At 62.0% G+C, this 26,585-nt stretch carries 25 protein-coding genes; 12 read left to right on the top strand and 13 right to left on the bottom strand.

Annotation, left to right across the window (positions count from 1 at the left end; genetic code table 11):
* The first annotated feature begins 248 nt into the window (after nucleotides 1-248).
* The 4 genes from pilB to coaE all read left to right on the top strand — a co-directional run bounded on the left by pilB (nucleotide 249) and on the right by coaE (nucleotide 4,963).
* Nucleotides 249-1,970: a type IV-A pilus assembly ATPase PilB gene (gene pilB / locus B0E51_RS03075; RefSeq protein WP_077443383.1), complete on the top strand. Its 1,722-nt coding sequence runs from the start codon at nucleotides 249-251 to the stop codon at nucleotides 1,968-1,970.
* A 140-nt stretch (nucleotides 1,971-2,110) separates the two neighbouring features.
* Nucleotides 2,111-3,391, top strand: coding sequence for a type II secretion system F family protein (locus B0E51_RS03070; RefSeq protein WP_077443643.1), 1,281 nt, complete (start codon nucleotides 2,111-2,113; stop codon nucleotides 3,389-3,391).
* An 82-nt stretch (nucleotides 3,392-3,473) separates the two neighbouring features.
* On the top strand, nucleotides 3,474-4,331 hold the full coding sequence (locus B0E51_RS03065; protein ID WP_077443642.1) for an A24 family peptidase: 858 nt from the start codon (nucleotides 3,474-3,476) through the stop codon (nucleotides 4,329-4,331).
* A complete protein-coding gene (coaE, locus tag B0E51_RS03060; protein WP_077443382.1) occupies nucleotides 4,328-4,963 on the top strand; it encodes a dephospho-CoA kinase in 636 nt (211 codons plus the stop codon). The genes B0E51_RS03065 and coaE overlap by 4 nt, the downstream gene beginning before the upstream one ends.
* A gap of 93 nt (nucleotides 4,964-5,056) precedes the next feature.
* Here the strand turns inward: coaE and B0E51_RS03055 are convergent, their stop codons facing one another.
* From B0E51_RS03055 to lgt, 4 genes are all read right to left on the bottom strand, one after another.
* Nucleotides 5,057-6,022, bottom strand: a complete 966-nt coding sequence (locus B0E51_RS03055; RefSeq protein ID WP_254424383.1) for a Nudix family hydrolase — start codon at nucleotides 6,020-6,022, stop codon at nucleotides 5,057-5,059.
* Complete coding sequence (locus B0E51_RS03050; protein WP_077443381.1) at nucleotides 6,022-6,510, bottom strand: dihydrofolate reductase; 489 nt, start codon at nucleotides 6,508-6,510, stop codon at nucleotides 6,022-6,024. The genes B0E51_RS03055 and B0E51_RS03050 overlap by 1 nt, the downstream gene beginning before the upstream one ends.
* A gap of 224 nt (nucleotides 6,511-6,734) precedes the next feature.
* Nucleotides 6,735-7,529: a thymidylate synthase gene (locus B0E51_RS03045; protein WP_077443380.1), complete on the bottom strand. Its 795-nt coding sequence runs from the start codon at nucleotides 7,527-7,529 to the stop codon at nucleotides 6,735-6,737.
* A gap of 3 nt (nucleotides 7,530-7,532) precedes the next feature.
* Nucleotides 7,533-8,429 (bottom strand): prolipoprotein diacylglyceryl transferase, encoded by an 897-nt coding sequence (gene lgt / locus B0E51_RS03040; RefSeq protein ID WP_077443379.1) that lies wholly within the window; start codon nucleotides 8,427-8,429, stop codon nucleotides 7,533-7,535.
* Between the two features lie 251 nt (nucleotides 8,430-8,680).
* On the opposite strand from lgt, the gene B0E51_RS19435 reads away from it, so the two are divergent.
* Both B0E51_RS19435 and B0E51_RS03035 read left to right on the top strand, forming a co-directional pair.
* Nucleotides 8,681-8,848 (top strand): hypothetical protein, encoded by a 168-nt coding sequence (locus B0E51_RS19435; protein WP_168172562.1) that lies wholly within the window; start codon nucleotides 8,681-8,683, stop codon nucleotides 8,846-8,848.
* 197 nt (nucleotides 8,849-9,045) lie between these two features.
* A complete protein-coding gene (locus tag B0E51_RS03035) occupies nucleotides 9,046-11,961 on the top strand; it encodes a TonB-dependent receptor (RefSeq protein WP_168172561.1) in 2,916 nt (971 codons plus the stop codon).
* A gap of 113 nt (nucleotides 11,962-12,074) precedes the next feature.
* On the opposite strand, the gene B0E51_RS03030 is transcribed toward B0E51_RS03035, so the two are convergent.
* The 3 genes from B0E51_RS03030 to B0E51_RS03020 are packed head-to-tail and all read right to left on the bottom strand — an operon-like array spanning nucleotide 12,075 to nucleotide 14,082.
* Nucleotides 12,075-12,578 (bottom strand): TPM domain-containing protein, encoded by a 504-nt coding sequence (locus tag B0E51_RS03030; RefSeq protein ID WP_077443377.1) that lies wholly within the window; start codon nucleotides 12,576-12,578, stop codon nucleotides 12,075-12,077.
* The gene (locus B0E51_RS03025; protein ID WP_077443376.1) at nucleotides 12,578-13,462 is read right to left on the bottom strand and encodes a TPM domain-containing protein; all 885 of its coding nucleotides are present in this window, start codon (nucleotides 13,460-13,462) and stop codon (nucleotides 12,578-12,580) included. The genes B0E51_RS03030 and B0E51_RS03025 overlap by 1 nt, the downstream gene beginning before the upstream one ends.
* Nucleotides 13,462-14,082, bottom strand: coding sequence for a LemA family protein (locus B0E51_RS03020; protein WP_077443640.1), 621 nt, complete (start codon nucleotides 14,080-14,082; stop codon nucleotides 13,462-13,464). The genes B0E51_RS03025 and B0E51_RS03020 overlap by 1 nt, the downstream gene beginning before the upstream one ends.
* Nucleotides 14,083-14,296: 214 nt before the next feature.
* On the opposite strand from B0E51_RS03020, the gene B0E51_RS03015 reads away from it, so the two are divergent.
* The gene (locus B0E51_RS03015; RefSeq protein WP_077443375.1) at nucleotides 14,297-15,106 is read left to right on the top strand and encodes a sel1 repeat family protein; all 810 of its coding nucleotides are present in this window, start codon (nucleotides 14,297-14,299) and stop codon (nucleotides 15,104-15,106) included.
* Nucleotides 15,107-15,124: 18 nt separating this feature from the next.
* On the opposite strand, the gene B0E51_RS03010 is transcribed toward B0E51_RS03015, so the two are convergent.
* Complete coding sequence (locus B0E51_RS03010) at nucleotides 15,125-15,496, bottom strand: diacylglycerol kinase (protein ID WP_077443374.1); 372 nt, start codon at nucleotides 15,494-15,496, stop codon at nucleotides 15,125-15,127.
* A 359-nt stretch (nucleotides 15,497-15,855) separates the two neighbouring features.
* Here B0E51_RS03010 and B0E51_RS03005 point away from each other — a divergent pair, with 359 nt between their 5' ends.
* The 3 genes from B0E51_RS03005 to B0E51_RS02995 all read left to right on the top strand — a co-directional run bounded on the left by B0E51_RS03005 (nucleotide 15,856) and on the right by B0E51_RS02995 (nucleotide 19,467).
* The gene (locus B0E51_RS03005) at nucleotides 15,856-17,454 is read left to right on the top strand and encodes an oligopeptide:H+ symporter (RefSeq protein ID WP_077443373.1); all 1,599 of its coding nucleotides are present in this window, start codon (nucleotides 15,856-15,858) and stop codon (nucleotides 17,452-17,454) included.
* A gap of 69 nt (nucleotides 17,455-17,523) precedes the next feature.
* Nucleotides 17,524-18,798 (top strand): ATP-binding protein, encoded by a 1,275-nt coding sequence (locus tag B0E51_RS03000; RefSeq protein WP_077443639.1) that lies wholly within the window; start codon nucleotides 17,524-17,526, stop codon nucleotides 18,796-18,798.
* 84 nt (nucleotides 18,799-18,882) lie between these two features.
* The gene (locus B0E51_RS02995) at nucleotides 18,883-19,467 is read left to right on the top strand and encodes a response regulator transcription factor (RefSeq protein ID WP_077443372.1); all 585 of its coding nucleotides are present in this window, start codon (nucleotides 18,883-18,885) and stop codon (nucleotides 19,465-19,467) included.
* A 101-nt stretch (nucleotides 19,468-19,568) separates the two neighbouring features.
* On the opposite strand, the gene B0E51_RS02990 is transcribed toward B0E51_RS02995, so the two are convergent.
* The 5 genes from B0E51_RS02990 to B0E51_RS02970 form a co-directional block, all read right to left on the bottom strand.
* On the bottom strand, nucleotides 19,569-20,636 hold the full coding sequence (locus B0E51_RS02990; protein ID WP_077443371.1) for an alpha/beta hydrolase: 1,068 nt from the start codon (nucleotides 20,634-20,636) through the stop codon (nucleotides 19,569-19,571).
* A 33-nt stretch (nucleotides 20,637-20,669) separates the two neighbouring features.
* Nucleotides 20,670-21,926: an ABC transporter permease gene (locus tag B0E51_RS02985; protein ID WP_254424408.1), complete on the bottom strand. Its 1,257-nt coding sequence runs from the start codon at nucleotides 21,924-21,926 to the stop codon at nucleotides 20,670-20,672.
* 29 nt (nucleotides 21,927-21,955) lie between these two features.
* A complete protein-coding gene (locus B0E51_RS02980) occupies nucleotides 21,956-23,122 on the bottom strand; it encodes an ABC transporter permease (protein WP_077443369.1) in 1,167 nt (388 codons plus the stop codon).
* Between the two features lie 10 nt (nucleotides 23,123-23,132).
* The gene (locus tag B0E51_RS02975; protein WP_077443368.1) at nucleotides 23,133-23,819 is read right to left on the bottom strand and encodes an ABC transporter ATP-binding protein; all 687 of its coding nucleotides are present in this window, start codon (nucleotides 23,817-23,819) and stop codon (nucleotides 23,133-23,135) included.
* Nucleotides 23,820-23,900: 81 nt separating this feature from the next.
* Nucleotides 23,901-25,142 (bottom strand): efflux RND transporter periplasmic adaptor subunit, encoded by a 1,242-nt coding sequence (locus B0E51_RS02970; protein ID WP_077443367.1) that lies wholly within the window; start codon nucleotides 25,140-25,142, stop codon nucleotides 23,901-23,903.
* A gap of 156 nt (nucleotides 25,143-25,298) precedes the next feature.
* Between B0E51_RS02970 and B0E51_RS02965 the strand changes: the two genes are divergently transcribed.
* Together B0E51_RS02965 and mscL are read left to right on the top strand one after the other, a co-directional pair.
* On the top strand, nucleotides 25,299-25,985 hold the full coding sequence (locus B0E51_RS02965) for a fumarylacetoacetate hydrolase family protein (RefSeq protein WP_077443638.1): 687 nt from the start codon (nucleotides 25,299-25,301) through the stop codon (nucleotides 25,983-25,985).
* Nucleotides 25,986-26,068: 83 nt separating this feature from the next.
* Nucleotides 26,069-26,479 (top strand): large-conductance mechanosensitive channel protein MscL, encoded by a 411-nt coding sequence (gene mscL / locus B0E51_RS02960; RefSeq protein ID WP_077443366.1) that lies wholly within the window; start codon nucleotides 26,069-26,071, stop codon nucleotides 26,477-26,479.
* Nucleotides 26,480-26,585: the final 106 nt, after the last annotated feature.

The following is a 26,585-nucleotide window of genomic DNA, read 5'->3' as shown; positions in this document are numbered from 1 at the left end:
ACCAGTCGCGACTGCCATGGACTATTCAGGAAAGTCGGAAAGTCAAAAATATCGTAATTTGCATCGTTCCAGCACGTTGCGAGCGCGCGCCACTCGGCTTGAATGCGGACAGACTCAGCTGTGCACTGTCGCATGAAGCTCTATATTGTGCATTGCGCCATCACAAAACATCCTGACGATATGCAGATGACCTGCGAGCCGATCTGCGGTAGATTCAACCACATACAGGGGCAGGGTCGAGTTAGCATATGTCATCCCAATTGCAACCGTCGCTCGCGGGTCTGTCCGGCATGGCGCGCCGACTGGTGTCTGAAGGTGTGCTGCCGGAAGCCGATGTCCGCAAAGCCATGGCCGACAGCAGTCAGAACAAGGCCACGCTGGCGGCATGGCTGCTGGACCACAACCTGGTCGACAGTACTCAGTTGACGCAGATTGCCTCGGCCGAGTTCGGTATGCCGATGATCGACGTGAACAGCCTAAATGCCGCCACTTTACCGCTCGATCTGATCAGCGAACCGCTGATGACCAAGCACCAAGCGCTGCCGCTGTTCCGTCGCGGCAAGCGGCTGTTTGTCGGCATCGCCGACCCGATGCAATCGCATGCGCTGGACGAGATCAAGTTCCACTCCAACTGCATGGTCGAGCCGATCCTGGTCGAACGCGGCTCCCTGCAACGGACAATCGAAAGCCTACTGAACAGTATGCGCGACTCCATGCCCGACATGGGAGGGGAGGAGCTTGAGGGGCTGGATCTGGATGGTGGTGACGAAGAAGCCGAGTCGACTGGCATTGACGCCAACGCCAACGACGATGCGCCGGTGGTGAAGTTCATCAACAAAATCCTGATTGATGCGATCCGCCGCGGCGCGTCCGATATCCACTTCGAACCATTCGAAACCCAGTACCGGGTGCGCTTGCGCATGGACGGCATGTTGCGCGCCGTAGCCAGCCCGCCGATGAAAATGGCCACCCGCATTGCCTCGCGCCTGAAGGTCATGGCCCAACTTGATATCGCCGAGAAGCGTGTACCCCAAGACGGTCGCATCAAGCTCAACCTGTCCAAAACTCGCGCGGTCGACTTTCGCGTTAGTTCGCTGCCGACCTTGTTCGGCGAAAAGATCGTGTTGCGTATCCTAGATGGCTCGTCAGCCAAGGTCGGCATCGAGAAACTCGGTTACGAACCAGAGCAACAAAAGCTCTACGTCGACGCGATCCATAAGCCTTATGGCATGGTGTTGGTCACCGGTCCGACCGGCTCGGGCAAGACCGTGTCGCTGTATACCGGCCTGAACATGCTCAACACCGCCGAGCGCAACATCTCGACGGTAGAAGATCCGGTGGAAATTCGCGTCGAAGGAATCAACCAGGTGCAGCAGAATGTGAAGCGCGGCATGACTTTTGCCAGCGCATTGCGTTCGTTCCTACGCCAGGATCCCGACGTAATCATGGTTGGCGAGATCCGCGATCTGGAAACTGCCGAGATCGCTATCAAAGCAGCGCAAACCGGCCATATGGTGCTGTCCACGCTGCACACCAACGATGCCGCGCAGACCATCGCACGACTGATGAATATGGGCATCGCGCCGTACAACATCACCTCCTCGGTAACCCTAATCATCGCCCAGCGCTTGGCTCGACGGCTGCACGACTGCAAGAAAGCACAGGATCTGCCTCCTGGCGTACTACTAGCTGCTGGCTTTTCCCAGACAGACATCGACGCCGGCCTGACCATTTACGAAGCAGGCGGCTGTGAAGGTTGCAACGAGGGCTACAAAGGGCGTGTAGGCATCTATCAGGTCATGCCAATGCTGGAAGATATCCAGAGAATCATCCTGAAGGGCGGCAATGCGCTTCAAATCGCCGACGCGGCTCGCTCCGCTGGAGTGAATGATTTGCGTGCATCGGCCCTGCTCAAGGTGAAAAACGGACTGACCAGCCTGACCGAGATAGATCGGGTCACGAAGGAGTAACCCCATGGGCCTAAAGCATCCGAAGCATTGAACTTGCGTCCGGCGCCACGGTTTGACGGCGCCAAATAGCATAAGCTGTACCTGATTTGTCAGCCGCCAAGTTGAGCGGATCTGGACTGAACTACCGGGGGAAGATGCGCATGGCCACGGCTACTGCAACCGCGAAGGCAAACGCAAACAAGGCTCAAGCACTCGGCGCGCAACGGGCTGAGGTCAGCAGGCTGACCACCTACGAGTGGGTCGCTCTGGACAAGCGCGGCAAACGCATGAAAGGCGACATGCCGGCAAAAAACGCCTCGCTGGTCAAGGCTGAATTACGCCGTCAGGGCATGAACCCGCAAACCGTGCGAGAACGTTCCAAACCGTTGTTCGGCGCCACGGGCAGCACGGTCAAACCAGGTGACGTTGCCGTCTTCAGTCGCCAGATTGCCACCATGATGGCTTCGGGTGTACCGATGGTGCAGTCCTTCGACATCATCGCCGATGGCCAGAAGAACATTCGCTTCAAGAACATTCTGCTGGATGTAAAGCAGAACATCGAAGGCGGTGCAGCGCTGCATGAGGCGCTGGCTCGTTACCCAGTACAATTTGATGAACTCTACTGTAATCTGGTCCATGCTGGCGAAACTTCCGGCGTGCTGGACACCGTGCTTGATACCGTCGCCACCTACAAAGAGCGTACGGAAGCAATCAAGAAGAAGATCAAGAAAGCCTTGTTCTACCCGATGATGGTATTGGTCGTAGTATTCATGGTCTGCCTGATCATGTTGTTGTTTGTGGTGCCAGTCTTTGCGAAGACCTTCGCCGACGCAGGTGCACAGCTACCTGCACCGACCCAGTTGCTGGTCAGTGCTTCCAAGTTCATGCAGAGTTATTGGTGGATGATTATCGGCATAGTAGTTGGTGGCGTTATCGCCCTTATTTTTGCCAAAAAGCGTTCGGTGAAATTTGCTCATTTCCTTGATCGTATGTCACTCAAGATGCCCGTGATGGGCAACATCGTGCGCAACTCGGCGATCGCCCGCTTCGCACGCACCCTCGGTGTGACCTTCCACGCCGGCGTGCCGTTGGTGGAAGCCCTGGATGCAGTATCCGGCGCCACTGGTAGCGTAGTCTACGGCGATGCAGTCAAACAGATGCGCGACGACATTGCAGTGGGCCATCAGCTGCAACTGGCGATGAAGCAGACCGGACTGTTCCCCAACATGGTGGTACAGATGACTGCGATCGGCGAGGAATCCGGTGCATTGGATAACATGCTGTTCAAGGTGGCTGAGTTTTACGAGGAAGAAGTCAGCAACGCCGTTGATACCCTGTCTACCCTGCTCGAACCGATCATCATGGTGGTACTCGGCACCCTGGTCGGCGGCATGGTGATTGCATTGTATTTGCCGATCTTCAAGCTCGCCGGTACGTTCTAGACCACCACTTCAACCCAAAGACGCCGCAGTTGTTGCCGTGATGCGGCGATAATGCGGCGTTTTCTTTGCGCGAGTACCCATGATGCCCGACCTGCCACTCATAGTGTGGATTGCCTTTGCCGGTGTGCTCGGCATGCTGGTTGGCAGTTTTCTCAACGTGGTGATCCTGCGGTTGCCGGAGCGCATGGCAGCCGGCTGGCGGCAAGAAGCGAGCGAAATGCTGGAACTCGAGGTCGAGGTAACACCAACTCCACCGGGAATCGTGCGCGAACCTTCGCATTGCCCGCAGTGCAAACACCGGTTGTCGGCGCTGGACAATATTCCATTATTCAGCTGGCTGCTATTGCGCGGACACTGCCGTTACTGCCAGGCCCGCATCTCGATCCAGTACCCGTTGGTGGAACTGCTTAGCGGTATGTTGAGCGCAGTGATTGTGTGGAAATTCGGTCCGTCGTGGATTGGGCTCGCAGGACTGTTCCTGACTTGGACCCTCATCGCGCTGTCCGGCATTGATTTCCGCACTCAACTGCTACCTGATCAGCTGACGCTCCCATTGCTATGGCTAGGTCTGCTTCTGGCGCTATTGCCGATGTTTGTCACCGCACCGGCATCGATCATCGGTGCAGCCATCGGCTATCTGAGCCTGTGGAGCGTGTACTGGGTGTTCAAGTTGCTCACCGGCAAGGAGGGCATGGGCTACGGCGATTTCAAGCTGCTTGCCGCGTTGGGTGCGTGGATGGGACCGATCTCGCTGCTGCCGATCATTCTGTTGTCTTCGCTGATTGGTGCCCTGATCGGTGGCGGTCTGATTGTATTGCGACGACACCAACGCGAGCTTCCGATGCCGTTCGGCCCCTTCATAGCCGCCGCGGGCTGGGTCTGGTTCGTCGCTGGACCAGGCCTATTGCAGGGTTATATGCACCTGACCGGGCTGCGATGAGCGAGCGGTCACACGCCATGGTTGTCGCGCTTACTGGGGGCATCGCCGCCGGAAAATCAGCAGTAGCGCGACGCTTTGAGGCACTCGGCGTACATGTACATGATGCCGACTTGGCTGCCCGCGAAGTGATAGCGCCTGGATCGACCGGACTGGCTGCCGTGACCGAGACCTTTGGTGCTGACGTAATAGATGCCTCGGGCCGGCTGAACCGCCCAGCGATGCGCCAGCGCGTGTTTTCCGACCCAGCAGCGCGGCAGGCATTGGAGGCAATCATCCACCCGCGCGTGCGCCAATGGCTGCGCGACCGCGTGCTTGCTGAGCGAGGACCCTACTGTCTCCTGGCGATTCCGCTGCTGGCGGAAAACATCCAGCACTATCGCTGGATAGATCGTGTGCTGCTGGTCGACGCACCCGAATCAGTGCAGATCGCACGACTAATGGCACGCGATGGCATCGATGAGGTTCTGGCTCAGCGCATGCTGGCCCATCAGGCCACTCGCAACGAACGGCTCGCGCTGGCCGATGATGTGATCGATAACAGCGGTGACGAACATGTCCTCGACGAGATTGTCGCGGAACTACATCAGCGTTATCTCGCATTGGCTTCTGCAGCGAAATCCCTCGATCCATAGGAACGCGCCTCAAGTTCGAACCTGTATGGAAGATACGCGGAAGTCATTGCGTTGAAGCCGTTCTCACAGAAGCTATCTGTCCACATGGCATCCCTACTGCCAGAATTCCCGGATCCCGGCTACACCCTGCCCACCATGCTGACGGGCCAGCGTGATTTGCAAGGGAGCTGTCCCGCCCAGCGCATAGACTGGTAACGCAGCGGCTTCGACCAGCAGCTGGAATCTGGGCCAACCCAGCGGCGGTGTCTGTGGATGGCCAGGGGTGGCGGCCACCGGCGACAACGTGGCGAAATCTGCGCCGATGTGCGATGCCTGCTTTAACTGCATCGCATCGTGGCAACTGGCACCGACAACCTGTTGCAGCGACAGTGGTCGATCTGACAGCACGGACAGCTGGTTGCTCTTGAGCTGTACGCCGATACCTAACGCGCGCGCACCGTCGATATCGCCATTGAGCAGTAATTGCGTACCGTGCCGTCGCGCCAACGGCAGCAATGCCATGGCCAATTCATGCACGAGCTCGCGCGGCCACAATGGCAAGCGCAACTGAAGCATCGATTCGCCGCGTTCAATCGCACGACCGATCCGCCCGAACAACGAACCTCGCTGATCCGGGAAAATGTCCGATGGAGTGATCGGGTAACGCGCAGGCAGCCGAATTGCCTGCAGAATCGCCCGATCGGCCAGCGTGAGAATGGCCGGATCGACCTGGTCTGGCGAAAGCCATTGCAACGCTTGACCTTCTCGCGATTGTGGCGTGCCTTCCCATTGATCAACCCGCCACGTATCCAGCAGCAATTCGCGATCGACGTAATGGCATGGCACCCGGATCAATGGCTCAGCGCGCTGCAGAGTGACGCCCAGTTCCTCATGTAACTCGCGTGCCAGCGCCGCCAAAGGCTCTTCGCCGGGCTCAAGCTTGCCTCCGGGGAATTCCCACATGCCGGCGAGATGCTTGCCCGCCGGACGCTGCGCCAGCAGCACACGCCCCTCGACATCGATCATGACGCCGGCCATCACATGCATGACCCCCGGCTTGGGCACGGCGGGCGCGTGCATCAGCTGCTGCGGAGATATTCGACCATGTCGAAGTCGTAGGCGTGCTCGGCATCAACCTTGTGATGCACACGGGAGACCTCGGTCCAGTCGCTGAAATGCACGCCGGGGAAAAACGTGTCTGCACCGTCGATAGCCGCGCTGACCCAGGTCAGGTACATGCGCCGGGCCCGCGGCAGTGCTTCGGCGAATACCTGGCCACCGCCGATCACCATCAAACCAGTGTTGTCGGTGCGGGCCTGCGCCTCTTCCACTGAACGCACCGTGATCTGGCCTGGAAACGGTGCCTCATGTCGGCGCGACAGCACCAGGTTGACCCGATCCGGCAACGCGCGCCCAATCGATACTGCAGTGTTGTAGCCCATCAGCACATTCTTACCGGTGGTCAGCTGCTTGAACCAGCGCAGATCATCCGGCAAATGCCACGGCAGCTGGCCCTTGCGGCCGATGGCGAAATTTTCGTCGAGTGCGGCAATCAGCGAAATGGCCATGTGAAGTCCTTGGAAGGCATGTTCGATGGAGTGGCCCGCACCTGCGGATGGCGCTGCCGAATGCCCCGAATCTTAGCAGGATGCGCTGCATCCCAGCGGTGATGACGTGGCCGCCTGGCATGCAGTTGTGGACGGTCTGGCGAGTGGCAAATTTTTGCGGTGCATGGGTTTGTGCGGCCGCGGCGAAATCCTTTCGCGCACGACCGCAGTAAGTCGGGTGTGTCCTACACGGCGACGGCGGCCTTGATCGCTGGAAGCGGCGCATAGCCTTCGATGACGATGTCTTCGTAGCGGAAATCGAGCAGCGAACGTACCTCGGGATTGAGTTGCAATCGCGGCAGCGGCCCGGGTTCACGGGTCAGCTGCAACCGCGCCTGTTCGACGTGGTTGTTGTACAGGTGCGCATCGCCCAGCGTGTGCACGAAATCGCCCACATCGAGCCCGCACACCTGCGCCACCATGTGGGTGAGCAGTGCGTAGCTGGCGATGTTGAACGGCACGCCGAGGAAGATGTCGCCCGAGCGCTGGTACAGCTGGCAGCTCAGCTTGCCGTCCGCCACGTAGAACTGGAACAGGCTGTGGCATGGCAGCAGTGCCATCTTCGGCAGCTCGCCGACGTTCCACGCGCTGACGATCAGCCGACGTGAATCGGGGTTGCGCCTGATCTCATCGACCACCCAGCGGATCTGGTCGACCACGCCGCCATCGGCGGTCGGCCACGCACGCCACTGCTGGCCGTAAACCGGACCTAGGTCGCCATTCGCATCTGCCCATTCGTCCCAGATCCGCACGCCGTGTTCCTTCAGGTAGGCGATGTTGGTATCGCCACGCAGGAACCAGATCAGCTCATGCACGATGGACTTCAGGTGCAGCTTCTTGGTGGTGACCAGCGGGAAACCTTCCGTGAGATCGAAACGCATCTGCCAGCCGAACACGCTACGCGTGCCGGTGCCGGTGCGATCGGTCTTTTCAGTACCGTGCTCGAGGACGTGGCGCAACAGGTCGAGGTAGGCGCGCATCCCTTACTCCTTGCCCGGCATGGCAACCGTGTAAAGACGCAGCGTGGGTGCCCGGCGCGACAAGAAGACCAGCCACAGGCCGATCACGATCAGCGGCAGTGACTGCAGCTGCCCCATCGTCACCCAACCGAATGCCAGGTAACCCAGTTGCGGATCCGGCAGCCGCACGAATTCCACGGCAATGCGGAAGCAGCCGTACATCAGCGCGAACAGACCCGACACGAGATATCGCGGCCGTGGCTTCATCGACACCAGCCATACCACGACAAACATCACGATGCCCTCCAGCGCCAGCTCGTACAGCTGCGACGGATGGCGGACCAGGCCACCGAACTGCTGCAGCTGCGGCAACCATGCCGGGTGGCTGTCGACATAAGCCACGTCATCCGCCCGTGCATTCGGAAACAGCATGCCCCACGCCAGCGCAGTGGGCTTGCCCCACAGCTCACCATTGATGAAATTGCCCAGCCGGCCGAGACCCAGTCCGATAGGCACCAGCGGTGCGACGAAATCCACCGTGTCGAAGAAGTGCAGGTGCTGTCGGCGTGACCACCACCAGACGGCCGCCAGCACGCCGAGCAGGCCGCCATGAAAGCTCATGCCGCCATCCCACACCTTGAACAGGGCCAGCGGCTCGTTCCAGATCCAGTGGATGCCACCGGCGTAGTAAAACAGCATGTACCAGACGCGGCCGCCGACGATCACACCCATCATGCCGTAGAAAAACAGGTCGCCCAGCGCATCCCGGCTGACCGGCAATCGCCCGTGACGGCGGCGATATTCACCCAGCACGGCAACGCTCAGGAAGCCGAGCAGATACATCAGTCCATACCAGTGCACCTGGATCGGACCGAGGTGAAAAGCCACCGGATTGAAGTCAACGACGAAAGGCTGGGGCATGGCGGCAACAGTGGCTGGCAAAGACCAAGTGTATCCGGGCCGGCGCTTATGGAGGTCAGCCATTCGATCACCGGTCCCGAGTGGTCAAAGGATGCGACTCGTGTCGGCACGCCCTGATGTACCGTCTGTGGCGGGCCACGCCGGCCATGTCCGCAGGCCAAGGGGAAGCTCGGATCGAACGCCTGACGCCGGCATCTTCGATGCGGCGGCCCGGCGGATCATCGCGCCGCTCCACGTACGGAGCGCGCCACATGAAGTTCGATGGCAATCCGCCAACACTCAAGAATGCCGAAGCCAGTCGCCGCGCCATCGCCAGCTATCCGTGTCCGGCAAGATCCGAAAAAGCGGACTTCATCGCTACTGTCCGCTTGATTGGGCACTTCAAACGCTGCTTTCGAACGCTCATCAACGGGCAATGACGTAATTTCATGACGTTTTTTCTTGCGAATCGACCGAGTTTTGACTTAACGTCGGCACCACTTCGTCTTTCCCTCAAGCTCGACGATGCCGTGGTGCGTAATCCCAACCCCGGGTAAGACGCGCCGTCCCAGATGCCTGAATGACCGGCTTTCCAAAGCTGGTCCACGGCTGCTTTTGCTCGGAGTTTTTCCAGATCATGAAACAAAAGACTTTGCTCGCTACCGCCATCGCGGCAGCGCTGATACTGCAGACGTGGACAGTCTCTGCGCAGGATGCGGCCGCCACCGTGGCCCAGGACAGCGCCACCGCCAGCAAGACCAAGCAGCTCGATACCGTGACGGTAACCGGCAGCCGCATCTCGAACCCGAACGTGATTTCGCCCACTCCGGTGAGCGTGCTCACCTCCGCTGACATCAAGGCGACCGGCGCGACCAACATCGGTGACGTGATGACCACGATCCCGCAGTTGGCCACCACGTTCACCATGGGCAACTCGACCCGCTACATCGGCACCGCCGGCGTGCAGTCGCAGGATCTGCGCAATCTCGGCACGGACCGTACGCTGGTGCTGGTCAATGGCCGCCGCTTCGTCGGCGCCACCGCCGGCAGCACGGCAGTCGACGTGAACATGATCCCCGCCGACTGGATCGAGCGCGTGGAAATCATCACTGGTGGCGCCTCGGCGGTGTACGGTGCCGATGCCGTCACCGGCGTGGTCAACTTCATCCTGAAGAAAAACTATCAGGGCGCCAACCTGCATGCGCAGTTCGGCAGCTCCGAGCACGGTGGCTTCAACAAGGAGCTGCTCTCGCTGAGCGGCGGCATGAACTTCGCCCAGGACCGCGGCAACGTGGCGGTGTCGGTGGAGCACAGCGACCAGGCGGCGCTGGAGTTCCGCGACCGCTTTGGCCAGAAGTCCTACGCCGCGATCAAGACGCCGAACGGCCCGACCGATACCGCATTGTTCAACAATGCCGGCGGCTACACCAATCTGGACAGCGGCACGTTCTACCTCGGCAAGACCTCGACCGACATCACCAACCGCTACGTGTTCAATCCGGACGGCAGCGTACGCAAACAGCGCTTCGACGGCATCTATGACAACGCCGGCCGCTGCCAGGATTGCGACTACCTGGATCTCAACTCGGTCTCCCAGCTGCAGCCGCGCTACGGCCGCACCACGCTGAGCGCAGTCGCCTCGTTCGACATTACGCCAGACCACCGTCTGTACGCCGAAGGCACCTACAACCACGCCGACGTCAAGAAATTCAGCCAGCCGGCGTTTTCCAGCACCAGCCATGCGCCCTACAAGATCGCGCGCGACAATGCGTACATCACGCCCAGCCTCGCTGCGCTGATGGACGCCAACAACCTCAAGTTGATCACCTTGTCGCGCTTCGACACGGATGCGGGTCGCCGTGGCGAAGACACCAAGCGCGACACCGTGCGTACCGTGTTCGGCGCCAACGGCCTCATCACCGGCGACTGGGAATACGACGCCTCGGTGAACTATGGCGAAACCAGCGAGACCCGCCATAACCTCAACAACCGGATTGTCGACCGTTTCAACGCGTCGATCGACGCGGTGCGCGACAGCAACGGCAATATCGTCTGCCGCTCGACGCTGGATCCGAACTCGGTCAACACGGGCACCGGCACGGTATTTAATCCGCTCGACGTGGCCGGCTGCGTACCCACCAGCCTGTTCGGCGCCGGTGCGATCAACCCGGCCGCAGCGCAATGGTTCAATACCGCGACCACCACCAAGTCCAAGCTGACCCAGTTTGTCGGTGGCGGCACGATCACCAACAACAACCTGTTCGAGATGCCGGGCGATGCTGGCGCAGCCAGCATCGTCGGTGGCGTCGAGTTCCGTCGCGAGAGCAGCCGCCAGAACACCGATCCGCTGGACGTCGCCGGCCTCACCTTCCTCAACGCGATCCCGAGCTCGGGTGGTGCGTATGACGTGAAGGAAGGCTATATCGAGACCGCTATGCCGCTGCTGTCCAACCGCAGCCTCGCCAAGAACCTGACCTTCGATGCCGCCGTACGCTTCTCCGACTACAGCACCATCGGTCACACCAAGGCCTGGCGCTGGGGTCTGGACTGGGCCATCGACGACAATGTCCGTCTGCGCGGCACGGTGTCCAGCGCCGTGCGTGCACCGAACATCGACGAACTGTTCAGCGGCCAGTCGCAGAACTTCTTCACGATCACTGATCCATGCTCGGTCAACCAGCTCAAGAACGCCAAGGACCCGGCAGTCCGCGCGGCCAACTGCGCCGCGCAAGGTGTGCCGGCCGACTTCCAGTCGACCCGTACCAGCTCGGTGCAGGGCATCTCGGGCAGCAACCCGAACCTGAAGCCGGAACAGGGCCGCACCTGGACCGCAGGCATGGTGTTCACTCCGCAGTTCCTCGACGGCTTCGGCCTGACCGTGGACTACTGGAACATCAAGCTGACCGACGCGATCAGCGCCATCAGCGGCCAGGAAACCGTCGCGCGTTGCGTGGATTCGCCCAGCGGCATCGACAACATCTACTGCAGCAACATGACCCGCGACAGCGAGCATGAGATCAACTACGTCCAGTCGATCGTGCAGAACATCTCGGCGCTGAAGACCTCGGGTGTCGACATCGGCACGTACTACACGCATGCCCTGGGTGCCGGCACCATGCGCTGGAACCTGGATGCCACGAAGGTGATCGCATTCACCGAATATCCGTTCCAGGACGACAAGGACGAGTCGATCCAGGACAACGGCACGTTCGGCTTCCCGAAATGGAAGGCTTCGCTGCGCGCTACCTACACGTTGAACAACTTGATGCTCAACTGGAACACCCGTTACTTCTCGTCGATGCTGCGCGTGAGCAACGAGAGCTACAAGTCGAACCCGACCTCCACCACGCCGATCCGCTACGGCGCAGGCTTCTTCAACGACGCCAAGGTCAGCTACACCTTCGACAAGACGGGCCTGCAGGCGTACGTGGGCATTACCAACGTGTTCGACCGCGATCCGCCGGTCAACGTCTTCGGTGTCGGTAGCGAAGGTGCCGGCATGTACGATGCCCTCGGCCGCAGCTACTACGTCGGCGTCAACTACAACTTCTGATCGGCACATCGATCTTCTGACGCAGCCTTGGGGCCGGCTCTTGCCGGCCCCATTTTTTTGCCTTGTTGCAGCATGCGGGAAGAGGTCCGCGCACTGGCGGTTGATGCAGTCGCCTACAGCAGCACTGGCCGGTCCGGCAGTTCGTCCGGATTGGCCTTGTCATTGCCGGGAAAATGCCGCAGCAGCAAGGCATGCGCCGCGGCGATGCCTTCGAGGCTACCGTCGCGCCATTGGCCACGCGCATAGCATTCGCGCATGCGTGCGCAGATCGCATCCCATTCGGCTGCCGTCACCCTCGCAGCGATGCCGCGGTCGGCGATGATCTCGATACGGTGCTCGGCCATCAGTACATAGAGCAATACGCCGCTGTTGTGCTCGGTATCCCATACCCGCAACTGGCCGAATACCTGCCGTGCGCGGGTAGACGCATCGAGGCCTTCCAGTACCGCCAGCGGGGCCAGCCGCGACTCGATCGCAAAACGGAGCTCACCGCGATGGGTGCATTCACCGGCGGCAATCGCCGTGGTCATCTCGTCGAGCAGCGCGGCAGGAAAGCATCGGCGCAACTGAAACCAGTTGCCGAACAGATTGGTCAGCACTCGCTGCATGCGCGCCATCACCAGCTCCCCGAAGCGCCGCCGCCACCAAAGCTGCCACCACCACCGCTGAAGCCGCCGCCGCCGCCAAAACCGCCTCCTCCACCACCGCCGAAGCCGCCAAAACCACCCCAGCCACCGCCGCCAATGGAACGCCCGGCACCGCCTGGCAACAGCATCAGCACACCGCCGATCAGCGCGCCGATGATGCCGGCACCCATCGAGACGAGCAGCCACAACAGCCCACCGGTCAGCACGGCGCCGAGTGGCGTGCGAACCCAGGCACTGGCCCGACCGAGCATGCCGCGCAGGAACAGGGCCACGAACACGCCGATCATCAGGCTGTTCTGCAACCCGGGCCCGGCATGGGCCTCGCCGGGAGCGCCTTGCACCGGTGGCGGCAATGCCTCGCCATTGATCAGCTGGGTCAGCGCGCCAACCGCATCGCTGATGCCACCGAAGTAATCATTGCTGCGGAATTTCGGCGCGATGTACTCGCGAATGATCCGCGCACAGGCTGCATCGGGAATCGCACCTTCAAGGCCATAGCCCACTTCGATGCGCACCTTGCGATCGTTCTTGACGATCAGCAGGAACACTCCATCGTCTATGCCCTTGCGCCCGATCTTGTTCGCCTCGGCCACCGCGAGCGAATAGCTGTCGATATCCTGTCCTGCCGTGCTGCCGACCATCAGCACAACCAGCTGCGCACCTTTGGCTTTCTCCAGCGCGACCAGTTGCGCATCCAGCTGGTCGACCTGCATCGCGGTCAGCGTACCTGTGAGGTCGGTGACGTGACGTGCCAGCCTGGGTACGGCCTCGTCCGCCTGCAGCAGAGCCGGCGACAGCGATAGCAGCGCCATCGCCAGCAGCATCAACAGGCGCGGCAAGCGCAGAAACTTCATCAGTGCGCCGAGGCGGCGGGTGCCGGTGCGCTGTTGCCAAAGTCCACCGTCGGCGCCGTGGAGATCGCCTTTTCGTTGTCCACGCTGAAATTCGGCTTCACCGTGTAACCGAACATCTTCGCGGTGAGATTGTTCGGGAAAGTGCGGATCATCGAGTTGTAGTCCTGCACCGCCTGCACATAGCGGTTGCGTGCCACGGTGACCCGGTTCTCGGTACCTTCCAGCTGCGCCTGCAGGTTCTGGAACAGGCCGTCAGCCTTGAGGGTGGGATAGTTCTCGCTGACCACCATCAACCGCGACAACGCATTGCCCAGCTCGCCCTGCGCTGCCTGGAACTTCGCCAGCGCCTGCGGATCGTTGGCCATCTCCGGCGTCATCTGGATGCTGCCGACTTTCGCGCGGGCGTTGGTGACTTCGGTGAACACTTTTTCCTCGTGCTGGGCATAGCCCTTCACCGTATTGACCAGATTCGGCACCAGATCGGCGCGGCGCTGGTACTGGTTGAGCACTTCCGACCAGGCCGCCTTGACTGCCTCGTCCTGTCGCTGCATGGCGTTATAGCCGCAACCCGAGAGCATGATGGCAAGCAGCAACAGCACGCATGTACGCAGGGTATTCATGAAATCACTCCAGCCGATGGTGCGGCCATTGCAGCATCCATGCTGGCGCAGCGCAATCACTCCAGGACGCCGGGCCGGATTCAACGTCCGTTGACCACTTTTTTGCTCCCGGCATCGGTACTAAGCTGCAGTCGACATGTGTCTGGCGGGTACGACATATATGGTCTTGATATATGGTCTTGCCCGTTTCTCAGGGAGCGAAGAGGAGACAATCATGAGGCATGCACGTCAATGCATCATCTACGCAGCTATCGGTGGCCTGCTCGCGAACGTGGCCAACACGGCCATTGCCCAACCGGCGGCAACCGGCCCACTACAGGACAAGACCTCGCAGGAAGTGCTGGACGCGATGAGCCACAGTTCCACCTGGGGCCATCCCGACCAGTACGGTGAATTCACCGGCATGCAGCGCTACGCTGCGGGCAACTACCAGGCTGCGATGAAGTATTTCCTGATCGGCGCACGCTATGCCGACAAGCTGTCGCAGCTCAGCATCGGCCTGATGTATCTCAACGGCCAGGGAGTGCAAAAGGATCCGGTCACCGCGTTCGCCTGGATAGCGATCGCGGCCGAACGGAAGTATCCGCAATTCCTCGCCACCCGCGACGCGGTATGGGCGCAGCTCGATGCGCAGCAGCGCGAGCAGGCCAAGGCAACGCTGGAAAAGCTGTACCCCGAATACGGCGATCCCACCGCCAAGCAACGCATGACTCTGGTCCTGCGCTGGAACCGTAGCGAGTTGACCGGCTCGTATCTTGGTTTCGGAAGCGACTCGGTGAGCAGTCTCACACCCGAACAATTCAACGGCACCGGCCCCATGCCGGCATGTGGCGCCAAGACCATCGACGGCGCCCCGATGACCGGCTGCGGCAATATCTACGCTTCCTGGCGCTGGGATCCCAAGCAGTATTTCAAGGTGCGCGACGGCGAGTGGACAGGCACCGTCAGTGTCGGCGCGTTGCAGGATGTCAATGCATCCAAGCCTCCGGCCAGACACGCGGACGAGCAGAAAGACATCCAGTAATGAAGTTGCCGCGACGGTTCAGAGCCAGCGCGGCAACAGGATCAGCCCCCAGCTCAGCACCACCAGCACCAGCAGCAGGAACACCGCCGCCGAGCCCATGTCCTTGGCGCGGCCGGCCAATTCGTGGAATTCCGGGCTGACCTTGTCGACCACCGCCTCGATCGCCGAATTGAGCAATTCGGCCGACAGCACCAGCAACGGCGCCAGGATCAGCGCGAATTTCTCCAGTCCGCCGTTACCCAGCCACAGGCCAAGCGGCACCAGCACGATGGCCAGGCAAGCTTCGAGGCGAAACGACGCCTCATGGCGCCATCCGGCCCGCAGGCCTTTCATCGACCATTGGAACGCCTGCCAGATCTGTTTCGGGCCGCGAAAGCCTTCAGCTGCCATCTCGATGCGACCGCTTCAGGCGAACGCCGGCTGTCGCCGGTCGGCATACGTCGGAATGACCATGGCCGCCATATGGCCAGGCGATGAAAGCTCGAGAATCGACATGGCGGGCAACGCCCTCCGGAAGGCATACAAGCCGCTGATGATGCCACAGACACCGCCGTTTCAGGCGGCTGAAGCACCCGGCGCCAGGCAATACACCTGCCCAACCCCGCACCAGCCGTACAATTTCCATGTCGCAGTGCAGCTACACCGAAATGGCGAATAGGTTACGCTTCGACGGTTGTGATCTGTTCAGGGTCGCAAGTCACAGGCGGCGCCCTGGCGTCGTCACGATTTGAATCACGCACGGAAAAGATATGGCAATCCAGAACCCGCCCGTCTCCCAGACGCGCTCCTTCACTACCGTCTTCATGATCGAGATGTGGGAGCGCTTCGGCTTCTACGGCATGCAGGTATTGATGGTCACGTTTCTGATGAAGAAACTTGGCTTTATCGACACCAAGGCCAACCTGGTCTGGGGTGCGGCGGCGGCACTGATCTACGCCACGCCGGCGATCGGTGGCTGGGTCGGCGACAAGCTGCTGGGTACGCGTCGCACCATGCTGATTGGCGCGACGGTGCTGGCGATCGGCTACGGCATCCTGTGGATCCCGCCGGAGACGCTGGGTCTGACCGATGGCGGCAGCGGCTTGATGGCCTTGCTGACCCCCGCCAACCTCACCTATTTCGCGCTTGGCGTGATCGTGGTCGGCAACGGCTTCTTCAAGCCCAACGCGGGCAACCTGGTGCGCAAGATCTACGAGGGTGACGACACCAAGATCGACAGCGCCTTCACCATCTACTACATGGCGGTGAACATCGGCTCGATGATCTCGATGACGGCCACGCCATGGATCCGCAATGTGGTCGCTGCGAGCTACGGCGACTCCATGGGCTGGCACACCGCGTTCGGCGTCTGTGCGATCGGCCTCATCCTCGGCCTGCTCAATTACATGTTCATGCGTCGTGCGCTCGAGCACATCGGCTCGCCTGCGGACGACCTGCCGATGAACATGGATCGCGCGCTGCCGGTCTTCGGGGTGGCCTTCCTGATGATTTTCGTCGTGGCGTTCATCCTGCAGAGCCAAGCCGTGGCGAAGGTCTGCGTCTATGCCGCCGGCGTCCTGATCCTGGGCGTTTTCGCGCACCTGATCCGCAGCAGCAAGCCCAGCGAGCGTGCCGGCCTGATCGCGGCACTCGTGCTGACCGTGCAGACGATCTTCTTCTTCATCTTCTACTCGCAGATGGCAACTTCGCTGAACCTGTTCGCGCAACACAATGTGGATCTGTCGTTCAATGTATTCGGGATGCACCTGTTCAACTGGATTCCCGAGCAATACCAGAACCTCAACGCGATCTGGATCGTTGTCCTGAGCCCAGTGCTGGTGTTCGCCTACAACGCGCTCGGCCGCATCGGCAAGGATCCCTCGATCGCACTGAAGTTCGCGCTGGGCTTTGCCGCAGTGGCCGTCGGTTTCTTCATGTATGGCGTGGGCGCAAGCGCAGCGGTGGCCGGCCAGGTGTCGTCGTGGACGATGGTCTGGGGTTATGGCTGGTATTCGCTGGGCGAGTTGCTGGTCAGCGGACTCGGGCTGGCGATGATCGCCCGCTATGTGCCTTCGCGCATGGGCGGCTTCATGATGGGCGCGTACTACGTGGCCGTGGGCTTGTCGCAGTACCTCGGCAGCATCGTGGCCAATTACGCGCACATCCCCGACGACATCACCGATCCGGTGCAGTCGCTGACGATCTACGTCAGCCTGTTCGACAAGCTCGGTTTCGTCGGCATCGCCTGCGTGGTGATCGCGCTGGTCATGCTGCCGCTGATGAACAAGCTGTCGGCCAGCCATTCCGATCCGGCGAACAACCACACTCCGCTGCCTGCTGTACGCAGCGAGGAATTCAACGCGCCCTGACCCGCAGCCCGGCCGGTCGCGCCACGCACGACCGGCCGCTCGGATCACCCGCTAGCACGGATGATCGCCATGCCGAATCGTCCCGCCCAACGCATCGGGCCGTTCGCGCTGACCCGCACGCTGGCCTGGCTCAGGCTCTGCGCGATTGCCGGGCAGAGCGTAGCCGTGCTGGTCTGCGCCTGGTGGATGCAGCTCGACATACCGCTGCTGCCGCTGCTGCTCGGCATCGGCCTGCTGGCGGTATTCTCGGTGTTTGCGGCATGGCGGCTACGCCAGCCATGGCCGATGAGCGAGTGGGAGACCATCGGCCACATCGCTGCCGACACACTGGTACTCGGCTACCTGTTGTACTTCACCGGCGGCGCCAGCAATCCGTTCATCACCTTGCTGCTGGTGCCGATTGCGCTGAGTGCGGCAGCATTGTCGGTACGCGCGATCCTGGCGGTGGCCGCACTGGCCGGCGTCGCCTATGTGATCCTGCTTTACTGGCATGTTCCGCTACCGATGCCGATGCACGGCGAGCTCCACGGCGGCTTCTCGCTGCACGTGGCCGGCATGGGCGTGAACTTCGTGATCAGCGCGCTGCTGCTGGGCTTCTTCATCAACCGGCTGGCACATGCGCTGCGCGTGCAGCAGCTGGAAGTGCAGCGCGTGCGCGAACGCGCGCTGCGCGACGAAGGCATCCTGGCCATCGCCACCCAGGCTGCCGGTGCCGCGCATGAACTCAACACACCGTTGTCGACGATGCGCACCCTGCTGCCCGAGCTGCGCCGCGAGCACGCCGGCGATGCGCTGCTGACCGAGGATCTGGCACTGCTCGAAGGCCAGGTCGATCGCTGCCGAACGATCCTGCGCGAGATGATCGCGTTCGGCAAGGCGCAGCTGTCGCAGGAACCGGAGCGGCTCAGCGTGAAGCAATTCATTCACGGCTGCCTGGAACGCTTCCAGCTGCTGCGCCCGGAGGCGGAGCTGACCCTGGAGCTGGACGAGGCCACCGCGCAGACCGTGTTGCGCACGCCGCCGGGCCTGCGCCACGCCCTGCTCAACCTGCTCAACAACGCGGCCGATGCCTCGGCCAGCCTTGACTCGCACGTGGTGCTGCTGCAGGTCGCCCGCGATGCCGGCTGGCTGCAGTTGCGCATACGCGATCACGGTCCGGGTTTTGGCGCCGGTGGCGAACCTCTATCGCTCGGCCACTCGCAGAAGCAGACCGGTCTGGGCATTGGCCTGGCACTGGCCGAGGCCACCGCTGAACGCCTGAACGGCACGCTGACTGCGGGCAATACCGAGCACGGCGCCGAAGTATGCCTGCGTCTGCCGCTGGCCGTCATCGCGGAGCAGTAAGTGCCCTGCGACACGACGCCACACGTGCATGCGTTGTCGCATCCGGCAAGAATGGGTACTGCGCCACTTCGAGGAACCACTGCGATGACCGAGTTGCCCCACGCCGCCACAACGCGCCCGCTGTTGCTGGTCGACGATGACGCCACCTTCGTGCGCGTACTGGCACGCGCACTGGTCTCGCGCGGCTTCGAGGTGATCACCGCAACCAACTTCGACGAGGCACGCGCACTGACGCGTCGGCAACACCCACGCTACTGCGTGCTTGATCTCAAGCTGGGCGAGGAGAATGGCCTGCGGTTGATTCCCGAGCTGCATAGCCTGGTTCCCGACCTGCGCGTGTTGCTGCTGACCGGCTACGCCTCGATCGCCACCGCGGTGGAGGCAATCAAGCGCGGCGCCCACGACTACCTGGCCAAACCGGTCGATGCCGATGCGGTGGTACGCGCACTGCTCGACGGCGACAGCAGCGACCCCGATGAGCATGAGTTGCCGGATACGCCCGAGGCCCCGCTGGCGCTGCGCCGGCTGGAGTGGGAGCACATCCAGCGCGTGCTCACCGAATGCGACGGCAACATCTCCGAAACCGCGCGTCGTCTCGGCATGCATCGGCGCACCCTGCAGCGCAAACTGAGCAAGCACCCAGTGCGTGAGCGGCCCGAGCGCGAATAACCACTGGCTGACCGAAGGCGCACGACCTGGCCGGCCACATCCTCATTCCGCTGCAGATGGCCTATCGATGCCGGGCCGGTTGCAGCTGCTTCGCCTCACACTCACTTGTGCACCGTCGGTGATGCCGTGGCGAAAGGTAGCGACGCGAAGGTCGGACAGTCCTGGCTACCGCCTGCCGGCAACGCCTGCATCCAGTTGAGCATCGGTGGAAACAGGCGATCGGTGCGCAACGGCAGGTTCAAATGCCCTTCCTCCGACACCTCCACATAGCTGGCACGTGGCGAGCGTCGGGCCAGCTCGCTCAAGGCATCGCCCGCAATCAGGTTGTCCTCGGCGCCACGCAGGATCAATACGCATGACGGCGTGTGCGCCAGCGCAGCGCCTGGATCGATCTGCGCCAGATCGACACCGAGCTGTCTGCTCGCACGCTGGATCGCATGATCCACCTCGCGCGGGCGTACCCATGACGCCAGCCAGCGATAACCGAACAAGCCACTGGCCGGGGCGCGGCGGATGACTGCGGCGGCATTGGCGTACGGCTCAAGCGCGATCACGCCCTGCACGTCCGTCAGCTTCGGCGCGGTGAACAGCGCCACCGTGCCGCCGTAGGAAACCCCGAACAGATACAGCGGACCAGGCAACCGGTTCGCTGCCCGCAGATCGTGTACCAGATCGACGATGTCATCCGCCTCGCGCGGACCATAGCCCACCGGTACATCAGCCGACTTGCCATGGCTGCGCAGGTCGGGCATCACCACCGTATAACCAGCATTGGCGAACAGTAGTGCCCAGTTCGTCAGCGCTGAACCTTCCATGCCCCAGGGATGCAGCAGGATCACGCTGCCGCGTGCGGGCAGCACGGGCGCGTTGCCCTGCTCGACACCGAACTTGAAACCGAAGCTGAGGCTGTAGTGATGATCCTTGCGCAGCTCCTGCACGTTGACCCTGAGGTCGTACGCGCGCGGCTCGCCGTACCAGTAGGCCATGCGCACACCCTGCCGTGTCTGCATGGCGTCGAACTGGAAATCGGCTTGCTTCAATAGCTGCCGAAGCCACGCCAGCTGCTGCCTGTTGTCGTGTCCTGGCCGCTCGATCTTATGCGCCACAAAGGTCGTGCAACCGCACAACACAAAACCCAGCAGCACGACCAGCCATCGTCCCTGACGCATCCCTGCCTCCCCGCAGCAATCAACCCATGTCGATCATAGCTCGCGCAACGCTGTGGTCACCGGCAGCCGCGCCGCACGCACGGCGGGAAACAGGCCGCCGATGAAGCCGATCGTGAGCGCCCACAGCAAACCGACCCACAGCAGTTCCGCCGAGACCTTGAGCTCGAAGCTGAGCTTGCCGACCGTGCCGGCGGCCAGCGTGGAGGCGCTGTAGCCGTTGAAGATCAGCCATGCCAGCACACCACCGATCAAGCCACCGAGCAGGGCCAGCAACATGGTTTCCAGCATCACCGCCACCACCACAGGCAGGCCGCGGAAGCCGATCGCGCGCAGCGTGGCAATCTCGCGCGCACGTGCCGCGACCGCGGCGAACATGCAGTTGAGTGCGCCGAAGATCGCGCCGATCGCCATGATCGATCCCACCACGATACCGATCACGGTGAGGAAGGTACTCATGCCTTCGGACTGCTTGCTGAAATAGTCCAGCGTGGTACTGACATCGACCTTGAGTTGCGGATTCGCTTCCAGCTCGGTCTTGAAGGCATCGAACGCCTTGGGATCGGCCAGCTTCACGGTAACCGACGCGCGGCTGCTGCCGCGGCGATAGGTGTCGGCCACCACGCCGGCGTCGCCCCATACCTCGGAGTCCATCGCATCGCCGGAGGCGAACACGCCGACCACGGTCCACATCTGGCTGCCGAGACGGATCTCGTGACCCGGTTCCAGTCCGGCGAACTGCTTCGCCGCGCCCTTGCCGACAATCAGCTCGCGCATGCCGGGGGTGAACTTGCGGCCCTCGATGATCTTCAGGTTCGGCCGTACCGCCCAGGCCTGCTCACCGACGCCACGCAGCTGCACGCTGCCCTCGTCGTCCGCGCTGCCGCCTTTCAGCGGCAGGTTGGCCGCGACCACCAGTTCGGGCGAGGCGATCGGCTGCCCCTTCGCATCCTTGGCGATGCCGACGGCCTGCGGGATCAGGGTGACACTGTCGTGATCGAGCACCGACATCACTTCGGAGGCAGAGGCGCCACGCATCACGATGGCGGTATCGGCGCTGCCGGTCTTGTTCAGTGTCTCGCGGTAGCCGTCGCTCATCGCCAGCAACGCGACCAGTACGGCCACCACGCCGGCGATACCCACCACGATCACTGACGACATGCCGAGTCGCTGCCTGAGCGTGCTGATGCCGACCGACGTGATCGAAACCGCCTGCCTGCCCTGCCGGGTCAGCAGCATCCAGATCGCCAGGAAAACCGCCGACACCAGCGCGAGAGTGGAAAACAACAACATCAGAAAATGCAGGAACATGCTCGTTCTCCTCAGCGTCCGGCCAGTGCATCGACGATATTCAGACGCATCGCGCGGATCGCCGGCAACGCGCCGACCAGCAGGCCGACCGCGATCATCAGCAGCAACCCGTGCGTCCAGATGCCCGCATCCAGCGGGGCCATCGGTATCGCGCCACCCATCTTCGACTGGATACCGCCCACCATCAGCATCGCCAGACCAAGACCCAGTACACCGCCGAGCAACAGCAGCAGCACCGACTCGGCCAGCACCATCGCCAGCACGCTATGGCTGGAAAAACCGATCGTCTTCAGCACTGCCAGTTCGGAGGTACGCTCGCGCACCGCCTGCATCATGGTGTTGCCCGACAGCAGCAGCAGGGTGAAGAACACCGCGCCCATGATCGAGCTGACGATCAGACCGATGTCGGCCAGCTGCTTCATCCAGCTGGCCGTGGCCGCCGCTTCCGTCTGCGTGCGGGTTTCATGATCGGAGTTGGCCGAAATCGCATCGATCGCCTTGGCCACGCGATCGGCCTGGTTGACGTCGGTGACGCGCGTGACATACCAGCCCACCGTGCCGCGGTTGTATGGCGTGGTCTCGTCGAAGTACTTCCAGTTCAGCAGGAACATCTGGTCGTAGAAACCACCGGCCTTCTTGTCCTTCGAATGCAGGATGCCGACGATGTCGAACGTCCAGTTCTTGCTGCCTTCGTGGTTCGGGAAGATCGTCGACTGCATCGGGATCTTGTCGCCCACCTTCCAGTGGAATCGCTCGGCCAGCTTTTCGCCGACCAGCGCTCCGGTGCGGGTATCGTCGAACGCCTTGCGCTCGGCCGGGCTCACTTCCATCTCCGGATAGAGATCGAGGTAATTCGGCTCCACCGCAAAGCTGAAGACCTGATTGTGCGGATCCTGGTAGGCGCCGCCGAACCAGTTCGCATAGGTCACCATCTTCACGCCTGGTACCTGCGCGATCCGTGCTTCGAGCGACTGCGGCAGGGTCTGGATGAAGGAAAGCCTGGAGCCAGTCTGCAGCCGCTCGGCACCATTCGCGCTGTTGCCGGCCTGGTCGAATCCCGTGCGAACCGCATCGAGCATGCCGAACAGCAGGAACGCGGCGATGATCGATACCAGGGTGAGTATCGTGCGGGTCTTGCGCCGGAACAGCGCGGCCCAGATCAGATGAAGATATTTCATCGTAGTGTCCTCACGCCGTTGCCTGTTCGACCAGGGTGCCCTTGTCCAGATGCAGCGTGTGGCTGGCGTATTCGGCTGCCTTCGGATCGTGGGTGACCATCACGATGGTCTTGCCGTGTTCGCGGTTGAGCTGCTGCAGCAGGCCGAGCACATCTTCCGCCGACTGGCGATCCAGGTCGCCGGTCGGCTCGTCGCAGACCAGCAGGGTCGGGTCGGAAACAATGGCGCGGGCGATCGCCACGCGCTGTTGCTGACCGCCGGACAACTCGCTCGGCTTGTGGCTGGCGCGATCAGCCAGGCCCACCAGCTGCAAGGCGATCGAAGCGTTCTTTCTGCGCTGGGCACCGGAGAGCTTGGTCAGCAGCAGCGGCAACTCGACATTGCGCTGCGCCGACAGCATCGGCATCAGGTTGTAGAACTGGAAGACAAATCCAACGTTCGATGCGCGCCACTTCGCCAGCGCACCACCGCCCAGCTGATCGATGCGCTGGCCACCTACGGTGATGCTTCCAGCGCTTGGTGTGTCCAGTCCGCCGATCAGGTTCAGCAAGGTGGTCTTGCCGGAACCGGACGGCCCCATCAGCGCCAGGAAATCACCTTCGGCGATCGCCAGGTTGACGTGGTGCAGCACTTCGACCTTCTGCTTGCCGCGCTCGTAGGCCTTGGCGAGATTCTGGATATCGATCAATGTACCCATCATGTTTCTCCGATGAAGATTAGGAATCTGTTGGCTCGACCGTATATCGACGAATGAGGCAGCGGCAGATCGACGACAGCATCAGGATTTGTCGCGTTCGACCCGGACATCCGAGCCGTCGTGCAACCCTGCCGGTGGCGCCACCACCACGCTGTCGCCGGGCTTCACCGCCGTCGGCAGCAGACGCAGCTCGCCATAGGCCTGAGCTGCCGGATTCACGATGCGCTGATGCGCCTGCTCACCCTCGACCACGAACACCACGCTGTGCCCATCGCGCTGCACGATTGCCGTAGCCGGCACCAGCACGCCCTGCGGTGCTTGCGCGCTGGCCTGCGGTTTCACTTCGAGGAACGATACCCGCACTCCCATGTCGGGCACGATGCGCGCGTCTTTTTTCTCCAGCGCCACGCGCACCTTGATGGTGGCCTTGCCGCGGTCGGCCGCCGGTACGATGGCGATCACGTGGGCGGGAATCTTCCAGTCCGGATAGGCATCCAGTACCGCTTCGGCTGACATGCCCGGTTTGACCCGGCCGATATAGGCTTCGTTGACATCGACGTCGACTTCGAGCGAATCCATGTCGACGATGGTACCGACGCCGGTGCGGGTGAAGCCGCCACCCGCGGAGAACGGCGAGATGATCTCGCCGACCTGCGCGTCCTTGGTGGTGATCACGCCGGTGAATGGTGCACGCACCACGCAGTAATCGAAATTGACCTGCGCACCGACGACCTGGGCATCGGCGGAGACTGCCTGTTTCTGCTGCGACGCGAGCTGGGCGCGCGTGCTGTCGGCCAGTGTAAGCGCCTGCTCGGCCGACTGTTTCGATACCAGCCCCTGCGCAGCCAGCGACTGCTGACGCGCCGCATCGCGCAGATTTTGTGCCAGCTGGGCCTGGTACTGCGTCGCCAGTGCATGCGCTGCAGCCGCCTGGGCCTTGGCCGTGTCGAGAGCCGCCTTGTAGGCACTGTCGTCCAGCCGTGCCAGCACTTGATCCTTGGTGACGTGGTCACCCTCTTCGATCAGCACTGCGGTCAGCGTGCCGGTGATCTGCGCGGACACGGTCGCCTGCCTCCGTGCCGTGACATAGCCGGTGGCCTGCAGCACCGCGCCCGCCTCACTGTCTGATGAGGGAGTCACCGCGACCGCAGTCTGCACTGGCAATGGGCGGTGCCCGAACAACATCCAGCCGGCGCCCCCCAGCAGCAGCAAGATCAGGACGATCGCGCCAATGATCCACGGCCAGCGACCACCGCCACCATCGTGATCGTCGCGCTGGTGGCGCTCGATGCGCAGTTCCTTCAACAGATCGGCATTGCTCACCCTGACTCCCTATCCGGTTCGGCCGGTTGCTCGACAAGTACAAGAATGGCGGGTCGGCTGCAGCGCCATCAGGGTGCAGCATCAGCCATCGTCAATGACAGCTGTCACCCATGCAAGCCCCTGCCGCCTTCTGATCAGTTTGCTACGCTTGCCGGCATGACCTACACGATCGTGCCACCAGCTCTTCCCAGCCTGCCGATCATCGGCAGCGACCAGCGCTTCCCGATCCGCCGGGTGTTCTGCATCGGCCGCAATTACGCCGAGCATGCTCGCGAGATGGGAGCCAGCGTAGACAAGTCCGCACCGATGTTCTTCTGCAAGCCGGCCGACGCGGTCGTCAGCGACGGTGCCGATGTGCCCTATCCCTCGGCCACGACCGACCTGCACCACGAAGTGGAGATGGTGGTGGCGATCGGCAACGGTGGCCGCGATCTCACGCCGGAACAGGCCACCGCGCTGGTGTGGGGCTATGGCGTGGGACTGGATCTGACGCGCCGTGACCTGCAGGCGCTGGCCAAAGCCAAGGGACATCCGTGGGACGTGGCCAAGGCGTTCGATCATTCCGCCCCGGTTTCCGCACTGCGCCCGGCAGCGGAAGTGATGCTGGACGCAGGCAGCGTATTGCGCCTGAGCGTCAACGGCGAGCAACGCCAGCAGACCACCCTGGGTGAAATGGTACATGGCGTGCCGCAAATTATTGCGGTGTTGTCCACGCTGTTCGAGCTGAAAGCGGGCGACCTGATCTTCACCGGCACACCAGCCGGCGTTGCTGCGTTGCAACGTGGTGATCGCTTCCTTGCCGAGCTGGTGGGCGTTGCCGAACTGGGTGGTCGGATCGTCTGAAATCATGCGCCACACATCTGTGCGCAACGATATTCCTGCGTTAAAGTCCATAGGCCATTCGGCCCAACCTACGGAGATAGAGCATGAGCATGCTGCAGGAATTCAAGGCTTTCGCCATGCGCGGCAGTGTCGTTGATCTGGCGGTCGGTGTCGTCATCGGCGGCGCGTTCGGCAAGATCGTCAGTTCGTTGGTCGACAAGATCATCATGCCGCCGATCGGCATGCTCACCGGCGGCATCGATTTCAGCCAGCTGAAATGGGTGCTCAAGCCGGGCGATGACAGCGATCCGAAACACAAGATCGCCGAAGTGGCTGTTGGTTATGGCGATTTCATCAACACCGTGATCACCTTCCTCATCATCGCGGTCGCGATCTTCATCGTGGTCAAGGCGATCAACAGCATGCAGAAGAAACAGGAAGCGGCCCCGGCGCCACCGCCGGCTGACGTGGCGCTGCTCACCGAGATCCGCGACCTGCTGAAGAACAAGCCGTAAGGCGACGACCTCATTCGAGGGCCGGCCCATTCCTGGATGGCCACGCCCTTGTTGTTTCCAGGGCAACATGACTTCCGGCCTAAGCAGTACTCGATAACCGCGCCAT

The sequence above is a fragment of the Rhodanobacter sp. C05 genome, from assembly GCF_002001165.1.
Classification (GTDB): domain Bacteria; phylum Pseudomonadota; class Gammaproteobacteria; order Xanthomonadales; family Rhodanobacteraceae; genus Rhodanobacter.
This window is presented reverse-complemented; position numbering and strand designations above follow the sequence as displayed.

Coding starts and splice junctions, on each gene's coding strand:
- B0E51_RS02975 (WP_077443368.1), bottom strand. CDS start 23,819: ATGGGTACATTGATCGATATCCAGAATCTCGCCAAGGCCTACGAGCGC.
- B0E51_RS02995 (WP_077443372.1), top strand. CDS start 18,883: ATGACCGAGTTGCCCCACGCCGCCACAACGCGCCCGCTGTTGCTGGTC.
- B0E51_RS03035 (WP_168172561.1), top strand. CDS start 9,046: ATGAAACAAAAGACTTTGCTCGCTACCGCCATCGCGGCAGCGCTGATA.
- B0E51_RS03065 (WP_077443642.1), top strand. CDS start 3,474: ATGCCCGACCTGCCACTCATAGTGTGGATTGCCTTTGCCGGTGTGCTC.
- B0E51_RS03010 (WP_077443374.1), bottom strand. CDS start 15,496: ATGGCAGCTGAAGGCTTTCGCGGCCCGAAACAGATCTGGCAGGCGTTC.
- B0E51_RS03015 (WP_077443375.1), top strand. CDS start 14,297: ATGAGGCATGCACGTCAATGCATCATCTACGCAGCTATCGGTGGCCTG.
- B0E51_RS03005 (WP_077443373.1), top strand. CDS start 15,856: ATGGCAATCCAGAACCCGCCCGTCTCCCAGACGCGCTCCTTCACTACC.
- B0E51_RS03020 (WP_077443640.1), bottom strand. CDS start 14,082: ATGAATACCCTGCGTACATGCGTGCTGTTGCTGCTTGCCATCATGCTC.
- B0E51_RS02985 (WP_254424408.1), bottom strand. CDS start 21,926: ATGTTGTTGTTTTCCACTCTCGCGCTGGTGTCGGCGGTTTTCCTGGCG.
- B0E51_RS03055 (WP_254424383.1), bottom strand. CDS start 6,022: ATGCACGCGCCCGCCGTGCCCAAGCCGGGGGTCATGCATGTGATGGCC.
- mscL (WP_077443366.1), top strand. CDS start 26,069: ATGAGCATGCTGCAGGAATTCAAGGCTTTCGCCATGCGCGGCAGTGTC.
- B0E51_RS03050 (WP_077443381.1), bottom strand. CDS start 6,510: ATGGCCATTTCGCTGATTGCCGCACTCGACGAAAATTTCGCCATCGGC.
- B0E51_RS19435 (WP_168172562.1), top strand. CDS start 8,681: ATGAAGTTCGATGGCAATCCGCCAACACTCAAGAATGCCGAAGCCAGT.
- B0E51_RS03000 (WP_077443639.1), top strand. CDS start 17,524: ATGCCGAATCGTCCCGCCCAACGCATCGGGCCGTTCGCGCTGACCCGC.
- pilB (WP_077443383.1), top strand. CDS start 249: ATGTCATCCCAATTGCAACCGTCGCTCGCGGGTCTGTCCGGCATGGCG.
- B0E51_RS02990 (WP_077443371.1), bottom strand. CDS start 20,636: ATGCGTCAGGGACGATGGCTGGTCGTGCTGCTGGGTTTTGTGTTGTGC.
- B0E51_RS03025 (WP_077443376.1), bottom strand. CDS start 13,462: ATGAAGTTTCTGCGCTTGCCGCGCCTGTTGATGCTGCTGGCGATGGCG.
- B0E51_RS02980 (WP_077443369.1), bottom strand. CDS start 23,122: ATGAAATATCTTCATCTGATCTGGGCCGCGCTGTTCCGGCGCAAGACC.
- lgt (WP_077443379.1), bottom strand. CDS start 8,429: ATGCCCCAGCCTTTCGTCGTTGACTTCAATCCGGTGGCTTTTCACCTC.
- coaE (WP_077443382.1), top strand. CDS start 4,328: ATGAGCGAGCGGTCACACGCCATGGTTGTCGCGCTTACTGGGGGCATC.
- B0E51_RS03070 (WP_077443643.1), top strand. CDS start 2,111: ATGGCCACGGCTACTGCAACCGCGAAGGCAAACGCAAACAAGGCTCAA.
- B0E51_RS03030 (WP_077443377.1), bottom strand. CDS start 12,578: ATGGCGCGCATGCAGCGAGTGCTGACCAATCTGTTCGGCAACTGGTTT.
- B0E51_RS02965 (WP_077443638.1), top strand. CDS start 25,299: ATGACCTACACGATCGTGCCACCAGCTCTTCCCAGCCTGCCGATCATC.
- B0E51_RS03045 (WP_077443380.1), bottom strand. CDS start 7,529: ATGCGCGCCTACCTCGACCTGTTGCGCCACGTCCTCGAGCACGGTACT.